This is a genomic window from Priestia sp. USM5, assembly GCF_058323215.1.
In genome coordinates, this window is record NZ_JBSGKN010000013.1 from 1 (window position 1) to 7,888 (window position 7,888).

A 7,888-nucleotide genomic window follows, 5' to 3' on the forward strand; every position below is an offset into this window, starting at 1 on the left:
CACAGCGTCTTCCTTAGTTTGCTCAACTTATAAAATTTTATTGATAAATATAGAACAATTAAACCTATTACTGAAGATATGTAGGGTTTGATTTATCATTTTGATTAATCTCTTCAAAGATATTCGATGATTCGTCAAGTTTATTTAAATTTGGCGAAGAAGTATTACTATCAAAAGCTGGTGATATATATAAGTTCATTAGCTTTTTAAAGTCTCCTACAGTCAAAGGCTTTGCATTTTCTTGAAGTTCATAACCTAATTGCCCATTAGGTTCAATGGTTGCTGTTTTAACATCTTCAATCTTTGATATCCCTTGATTGCGCAATCGCATTTCTAGTTGATCAGCCGTTAATCTCAAATTTTTTAGGGTTTGGGTATCCAATTTTCCATTTTGTATTACGATTTTAGATTTACCTGTAAGGAATTTTTCAAATGTATTAGATTTTAATTGCAAATATTCTAAGACTAGGATAGCAATAACGAAAATTGCAGCTCCTCCAATAGCTTTTATCATACTTTTTTCAACTATCGGTTGTACAATGATAGTCCCAAGAGAGATCATAACTACAGTTTGAGCCAAGGTCATTTGAGCAATAGATTTTCTTCCAGCTACTCTCAATAGCAATATTCCAGCCAAAATAAGAATTACAGATTGCCATATAAAATTCATCATGTCACCCTTTGTAATACAGTTTAGTTTTGAATTATAAAAATAAATTATTTGCTGGTAATAAGAATAGTTTCTACTCTACATATAAATTTGTAATAACTTAGCAAAATTAAAAACAGGATAGGATCGACTATAACTGTATATCTTAATTTCCACCAACCATAATGAAAATAACCCCATGGTTGAGGCATTAATGTAATTACCTCATATAACAAAATAGCAATGATCCATATTATTAAATAAAAAACTTGGTTCATTAATCTTTTCTTAAAAGGGTACCAATTTAAAAACATTACATTTACAGGGGGAACAAGGATAGTATGTGCTAGGAAACCTTTCCAGTCTACCTCCTTGTCAAAATACCAATACCCGTTATATTTATACTCAATTATTAAATCAAATGACTGTTGAAGAGCAATTGTAAACATCCAAATATGCAGAATTTGGTTTAGTGTAAGCCTTTTTTTCATTTTCAAAGCAATGATATTAAAAAGTATAATAGCTAGTATAAGTCCAATCATAATTTTCCTTTTCCATTTTTGTTTTATAATTCTCTCTATCTGAAAACTTTATACGTTTATAAGGTAAAACAAAGAAGACATATTAAAAATTAAAATATGGTCTTTATTTGTATCTAAAGTAAGCTATTTTTTACACAAGGTACGAGTTGTATTTTTTAAGAAACCCACTTAAAAAATCTCCACTCTTTTCTCCTTGCATAAAAAATTTCGGCAGGTTTGGATCTCTCGCCAAGCCGACATACCCAAAACGAAGGATTTGAGAATCGGCTTGTTAGCGCAAGTATACCTGCCGAACCACCTGTGCAGCTGTTCAAGAGTATTAACCTTACTTCAAGAATAGCAACACTCTTAAAAACATAAGAAGCCAGCCTCTACCCCAAAACAAAGGGGGAGATAAGCTGCATTGTCAATGGTAAGCGGACCGTAGGGAGCATTAAGGAATTGACAATGTCTCTACACCCGAACCCTCTTGGCACTCAAACAACCACGTTTGTTTGACGCCAACCGGCGAGGGAGCCCCCTCAAAGTGTTGAGGGGGTTGGGGGTGTTTGTAGAAGCCATTCCAAAGGAGCTTTCCTTTGGCAGGTGTGGACAGCGTCCGCGGTTTGGCTCCCCCTTGAAAAGGGGGCTGGGGGGATTGTTATGCAAAGCATAACCAAGCTCAATTGGGTACCAATTGTAGAGCTTGCCTTATTCCGACTGTTTGGTGTATTATGGAAGCATACAGCTGGAATTTTACACCAAGTTCACCACGCTCAGTAGGTGAACATAAGGAGGAATAAAGGGATGAGCGAGACGAAAGGCGAGCGTAGGAACGAGCCTAAACAGGTGAAGTTCCGTGTCACTGAGGAGGAATTCGAACGGCTATCGCTGATGGCGGATAACGTAGGAATGACGGTGCCTGCCTTTGTGAAAGCAAAGGCACAGGGTACCCGTGTACGACAGCCGAAGATCAATCGTGAGGGTGCTCTAGCAATTGCGAAGGAATTGCGTGCCGTGGGTACCAATGTGAACCAGATTGCGAGATGGTGCAATGCACGAGACATTGAACAATTGAGTGAACAGGAGCTTGAGAGATTGGTATACAATCTCGACGAAATTAAAAAGGGATTGGCTGCAGCATGGCAACAATTAAGCTAAGTACGACGAAAAATGCCAATGCGTTACTGAAGTACGCTGAGAAGCGCTCTGAGGTATCAAATTCGCTTGATTGCGATGTGGACTATGTTCGGAACCAATTTAAGGCTACAAGGGAAATATGGGGCAAGAACGGCGGCATACAAGCCCATCATATCATTCAATCATTCAAACCAGATGAGGTGGATCCCCAACAAGCCAATAAAATTGGGTTACAACTGGCTGAGAAGTTGGCAAAAGGTCATGAGCTTGCCGTCTATACGCACACAGATAAAGATCATATTCATAACCACATTGTGATTAATGCGGTGAACTATGAAGATGGCCGAAAGTTTCATGCTCATGGCCAAGATGCCATTGACCGTTTTCGTGATGTGAGCGATGAGTTATGTAAGGAACATGGTTTGTCCATTGTAGAAGAGCGCTCGGCCGATGTGCGCTATACGTTAGCTGAACAGTCGTTACTTAAAAAAGGTGAGTCGAGTTGGAAAGATGAAATTCGGACGGCGATTGATTCTTCAAAAGAGCAGACAACGAGTTTTGAAGAGTTCCAGGAACGTTTAAAAGACCAAGGGGTCCAAGCTACTTTACGAGGTAAAAACATCACGTATGAGCACTTAGAATCGAATAAAAAAGTACGTGGCAGCAAGTTAGGGCTGGCGTATGAAAAGGAGACGATTTTAGATGGCTTTGAAAGACAAGTTACAAGAGAAAGAGCAGCAACAGGTTCAGCAGAAAGAGGAGTTACAACAGTTACAGCAGTTATACCAGGAGATGATTCTACGTCTCAGAGCGACAGAGGGCTATCTCTCGACGTTCCTGAAAGAAAACATGAACAAAGAAATGATGATCGAACAAGAGCTCAAGGAGATCAAACAGACGAGCCAAGACGTACAGAGGGAGATGGAATTGACTTCGATGACGTTGCTGAGCAAATTAGAGAACGACATCGAAACACACAAGCTGCATACAAGCAAAACTTTGGGAGAAATGAAGGCAGCCATTCAAGTGCTACACAAGGAAATGGAAACGAATCGTCAGTTTCTTCAAAAGGAATTTCAAGCAAACAATCAAGCGATCAAGAACGAATTAGAGAAGATCAACAACAACCTGGGGAGCAAGTTCGACAGCTTGAGCGCGACAGCGAAGGCGGAACTGAGCGAGGTCGAAAAAAACAGCAAGACTATGATATCGAACGCTAAGTTGGGCGTGGCGTTTAATGGCTGGTTAGATTGGGTGAAGTATGGAGCTGGGGCTGCCATCTTTATGGTGCCTATGTTCTTCTTGTTTAAATGGTTTTTTGGGTTGTTTGGTATTAACTTAGGATAGACAAGTCCTCTTGTGCAGAATTCGTTGAAAAACTGCGAAAAGACTAGAAAAAGAGGGAATTTATTGATAGTGTTGAAAGTAGTATAAATGAGAAAAACCGCCCATGCTTTGGACGGCAGGCGGTTTCTCGAAAATAGAAAGGGAATGGGTCCCTTATACACATATTTATGTACATATTCTATCATAAGGGACTAATTCCTGCTATATAGGGAGAGGAATTAGTTTGGAAAACAGTAAAAATAATATTGTTAATTTAGAAGGAAAACTAGCTGAAGCTGAAAGAAATGCAAGGCTAAGAGATTTTGAAGTTGAAAAAGAGAGAGCTAAAGCAGATTATCATGGCATAGATCAAGATGAAGTTAATAAGGCAATGGAAACATTAAGCCAGGCTACTGGTAAAGATATTTTTATAGGAACAAAAAGAACTCCACAATCGAGAGTGAGGTTTGTACAAACTTTGCAGGGAAATCAGGGGTATCTAAATAAAAAAGAATATTTTACTGGGAGAGAAAAAGTCTTTTTGTATGATATTGTCCCATATGTAGCTTTTTCTACTAATTGTATTGTTTTAGATATTAAATCTAAAAATCCAGTACCTGCTAATATCTCAGAAATTGCTAAATTAATTAACAGTAACAGAACAAACACAAGTACTGTTATCAATTCATTAGTTAAAAAAGGGATTTTATTTAAAGGTGAGTCAGGAGTAGAAGATAATAATGCCAAAGCTTATGCTATCTTTGTAAACCCACATATTATGTATGCAGGTGATAAAGATAATGTAAATCAAGCTTTGCAAGTTATGTTTCATAAAGCCATGAAAATGAAAATATTAAAGGATTTACCCGATAAATTATTTTGATATTAAAAGAGCCAATATACAGGCTCTTTTTTTATTTTTCGTGTGTTGCAAAAATGCAACACACCTGTTGCATTTTTGCAACACACGAAAAGTGTTATAAACGTTGTTATAACAACGTTTATAACACTTTTCGTCTACTCTCTCTTCTCACTCTCTATTTAAATAGCAATTCGCTTATAGAATTGCAAGGCTCTTTTTATACTTTTTTTCGTTTAAAAACTATTTCGTAGTTGTCAAAAATGACAACTACGAAATAGTTAATTTTTTAACATTAAGCCTAAAGGCTAATATACCGTCTTAAGACGGCCAAGTATTTATGACTAAGTTTTTTGTGTGGTTGTTCATTGTTTGGATAGTGTTTGTTTAGATGTTCAGATGATTTTAAAAATAATTATCTAAACAATGATCTGAACAAGAAAAGAGGTTAATCTATATATAGCATGGAATTATCTAATTGTTTGAATGGTGTTCAGTTTAGATGTTTAGTTAAATTTAAAGGCGGTGATCTGAACAGTGAAGACTTCTAAACAGTGGTTATCAGCTGAAGATATGGCTAAACAAGTAAAAGTATCAGCCATGACTATAAAACGTAATTGTCAAACTTATAAAGATTTTATAAATGTTAAGCAAGGTGAAAAAAACAAGTATTTAATTAATTCATCTTCGTTACCGATTTTTCTATTTATAGCTAAAATGAGAAACAAACGAAGTCTACAATCTGCTCAGATACTAGAGCTATTAGAAGAAGAAGGTTTCCCAAAAATTTATGATGAAGAAAACATAAACACTTCTAAACAACAAACTGAACAATCCTTAGATAAGCAAGGGATTGTTCCTGTTCAGGACATAGAATCAATGGTTGCTAAAAGGGTCCAGGAGGAATTGAAAAAGCATGAGCATTTCTTAAGTGAATGGACACTTAAACAAGAAGAACAACAGAGGAAATTTCAAGAAGGATTACTTAAAAGGTTAGATGATCGAGATCAAAAGCTGATGAGCTCTATTAGAGAATTACAAGAGTCTAAATTAGAGATAGCAGCATCTATTGAAGAACCTAAAAAAACTCCCAATAAAAAGTGGTGGGAATTTTGGAAATAAAAAAGAGCAACCTCATTTTTGTCATAGGAGAGTGAGATTGCTTTCAAATACGTTGAAATTTCAAGTAATTATTGAAAATATAACATATATTGGTTATTAATGCTACTTTTTAGCTCGTCAGCATATGTATAAAAGGTGTGCTTTTTATGCATTATTTCTCCGACCACCTGTAAGGAGAACCCCGTCATATCAAGGATGTATAAAAAGCTGCATACTCCGGAAAAAGAACCCTCGGCGGAACCGTTCTGCGACAAGGGTTCTTTTTTGTGGTGTGTTCCGGAAAGAGGTATTATGTTAACTAAAAATGTATGGAATATTCAACTTTACATCTCTAGAAGTATAGCAATAAGGGGAAAATGATGTTAAAATTTTCTATGTAAATTAATGGATTTTACAGGAGGGTATCTATGAAAAAAGTTTACATGGCATTTATAGCAACTGTAAGTTTATCTATACTACTATTTGGTTGTAGCTCAAAGGAAAAAGATATTCAGGAAGACTTAAACTTAGGATTTGATCAAGCTAAAAAAGTAGAAGTATTATCTGTAGACCATCCGGAAGTATTGTTAAATACGATTGATAAGGAGCAAGATGTAAATGCATTTTTTAATAAATTAAAAATTGATAAATGGAATCTTGCAGATATACCTACAAGTGCCAAGAAAGAGAACGTATATAAAATGTATCAAGCAGACACTGTTAAATTGGGAGATGCAACAAATAAGGATAAAAAAGAACTTAAACAAGTTGCTACAGTTACTACGTACAAAGGAACTCCTTATATTAACGTTAAAATTAAAGATGTTGACTTAAATCTTGAAGTTCCAAATGATGTATCTAAATATTTATCTAGTCAAAGTGATCAAAAACATTAATTACATATATAACAGGTATAAGAAATAAAGCCCTAAAAGCGCGTGACACTTCTAGGGCTTTATTTGTGCCGATAATATGGATTATGTTGACTAAAAATAGATATGTTAAATATATGTTATAATGTAATTGTAAGGAAAGTGAGGTGTGCGATTTGAAAGAAAAGATATTTACATTAGTTTTAGGCTTTGTCTTCTTAACATTCTATATTACTCATACATCTGTTGAGAATTTATCACCTCTAAAACTTTTATTTATCCCAACAATTTTCTTTTTAGCCTATTTAGTTGATCGCAAATTAGGTAAAGATAATACTAATTAATACATAAGCATATAGAAAAAAAGCCCTCTTATTGGAGTTTATAACTCAATAGGAGGGCTTTTTTGGTTCTTATAAAAGGTTTTATGTTAACTACATAAGACAGGAAAAACCAACCTTTAAGTCCTTAAAGGTTGGTTTTTCTCACGATTTTATCCAATGACACCTTACGGTATCTTGTATAGTTTGCTCAAGTAATAAAAACATATTCAATTCTGAAAAACAAAAACCACTGGACCTAAACAGTGGTTTTTGTTCGTTCAATGCAGAAAATGAACAAAACATATTGCATATACAATGTTTTGTCAGTGTCTGTCAGTATAACATGATAATTACGTTTTAGAGGGAATGATACATTTATGTATAGAAAATGAAACATCTTGTATCATTGCTGACACATAGGTTTGTTTTAAAAGAAGTTATAGCAGGAAATATCATCTTGCATTTGAATACTAGTATTATACTTTTACAACAAAAATGGGGGCTATTATAATGCTGGTAAAAAAGATGTTAAATGGAATTATGATGAAAGAGATCACCATTAAAGAATTAGCTGATCGATATAATGTAAGCACGCGTACGATTCAATCAAAGATTAAGAAATTAGGCTATGAATGGGACAGTAAGGAAAGTATTTATCGTTATGTTGGAGAAGAATCAGAACCTGTAGATGTTGATTTTAGTACTCTTATCTCTAAAAACAGTAAAATGCCAGCAGAACAAAAGCTAGCTACTAGTGAAGTAGCAGCTAGTACGAGCTATCTTGATGAAAGTGGAAGTACGAGTACTAGCTCTTCAAAAGCTAGCACAGTAGATGCAATTGATTTGCTGCTGCAAAGTCCCAAAGACCGTTCAAAACGAGTGTATCGAGGGTTTTATTTTGATGACGATGTTTTAAGCATTATTGATCGTGTTCCCAAAAGTTATAAATCTGAATTAGTGAATGAAGCATTAAGAAAAGTATTTAAAGAAAAGGGATTATTAAATTAAAAAAGAAAGCTACTGAACAGGGATCAGTAGCTTTCTAATGAAGCATGTTATGAACTTGAGAAGTAATGAGAATTTCCAAACAGAAGCTT

8 protein-coding genes are annotated in these 7,888 nt (G+C 35.1%); 6 read left to right on the plus strand and 2 right to left on the minus strand.

What is annotated here, in order from left to right; genetic code table 11:
- Positions 1–67 precede the first annotated feature (67 nt).
- Entirely contained in the window at positions 68–670 is a 603-nt protein-coding gene (locus ACWATA_RS29190; protein ID WP_154975072.1) for a DUF421 domain-containing protein, read from the minus strand.
- 47 nt (positions 671–717) lie between these two features.
- Positions 718–1,191 carry a hypothetical protein gene (locus tag ACWATA_RS29195; RefSeq protein ID WP_154975069.1) on the minus strand — a complete coding sequence of 158 codons (474 nt, stop codon included), beginning with the start codon at positions 1,189–1,191 and terminating at the stop codon, positions 718–720.
- A gap of 786 nt (positions 1,192–1,977) precedes the next feature.
- On the opposite strand from ACWATA_RS29195, the gene ACWATA_RS29200 reads away from it, so the two are divergent.
- From ACWATA_RS29200 to ACWATA_RS29225, 6 genes are all read left to right on the plus strand, one after another.
- Positions 1,978–2,331, plus strand: a complete 354-nt coding sequence (locus tag ACWATA_RS29200; RefSeq protein WP_012209755.1) for a plasmid mobilization protein — start codon at positions 1,978–1,980, stop codon at positions 2,329–2,331.
- Positions 2,313–3,530: a relaxase/mobilization nuclease domain-containing protein gene (locus ACWATA_RS29205; RefSeq protein WP_473050531.1), complete on the plus strand. Its 1,218-nt coding sequence runs from the start codon at positions 2,313–2,315 to the stop codon at positions 3,528–3,530. The genes ACWATA_RS29200 and ACWATA_RS29205 overlap by 19 nt, the downstream gene beginning before the upstream one ends.
- A gap of 350 nt (positions 3,531–3,880) precedes the next feature.
- Entirely contained in the window at positions 3,881–4,519 is a 639-nt protein-coding gene (locus tag ACWATA_RS29210; RefSeq protein ID WP_473050532.1) for a MarR family transcriptional regulator, read from the plus strand.
- Positions 4,520–5,032: 513 nt separating this feature from the next.
- Positions 5,033–5,617 (plus strand): DUF3967 domain-containing protein, encoded by a 585-nt coding sequence (locus ACWATA_RS29215; RefSeq protein ID WP_473050527.1) that lies wholly within the window; start codon positions 5,033–5,035, stop codon positions 5,615–5,617.
- Positions 5,618–6,024: 407 nt separating this feature from the next.
- On the plus strand, positions 6,025–6,492 hold the full coding sequence (locus ACWATA_RS29220; RefSeq protein WP_473050528.1) for a hypothetical protein: 468 nt from the start codon (positions 6,025–6,027) through the stop codon (positions 6,490–6,492).
- A gap of 809 nt (positions 6,493–7,301) precedes the next feature.
- Complete coding sequence (locus tag ACWATA_RS29225) at positions 7,302–7,799, plus strand: HTH domain-containing protein (protein WP_473050529.1); 498 nt, start codon at positions 7,302–7,304, stop codon at positions 7,797–7,799.
- The last annotated feature ends 89 nt before the right edge of the window (positions 7,800–7,888 follow it).

Excerpts from the sequence above, each read along its gene's own strand:
- ACWATA_RS29190 (WP_154975072.1), bottom strand. The coding sequence starts at position 670 with ATGAATTTTATATGGCAATCTGTAATTCTTATTTTGGCTGGAATATTG.
- ACWATA_RS29195 (WP_154975069.1), bottom strand. The coding sequence starts at position 1,191 with ATGATTGGACTTATACTAGCTATTATACTTTTTAATATCATTGCTTTG.
- ACWATA_RS29200 (WP_012209755.1), top strand. The coding sequence starts at position 1,978 with ATGAGCGAGACGAAAGGCGAGCGTAGGAACGAGCCTAAACAGGTGAAG.
- ACWATA_RS29205 (WP_473050531.1), top strand. The coding sequence starts at position 2,313 with ATGGCAACAATTAAGCTAAGTACGACGAAAAATGCCAATGCGTTACTG.
- ACWATA_RS29220 (WP_473050528.1), top strand. The coding sequence starts at position 6,025 with ATGAAAAAAGTTTACATGGCATTTATAGCAACTGTAAGTTTATCTATA.
- ACWATA_RS29225 (WP_473050529.1), top strand. The coding sequence starts at position 7,302 with ATGCTGGTAAAAAAGATGTTAAATGGAATTATGATGAAAGAGATCACC.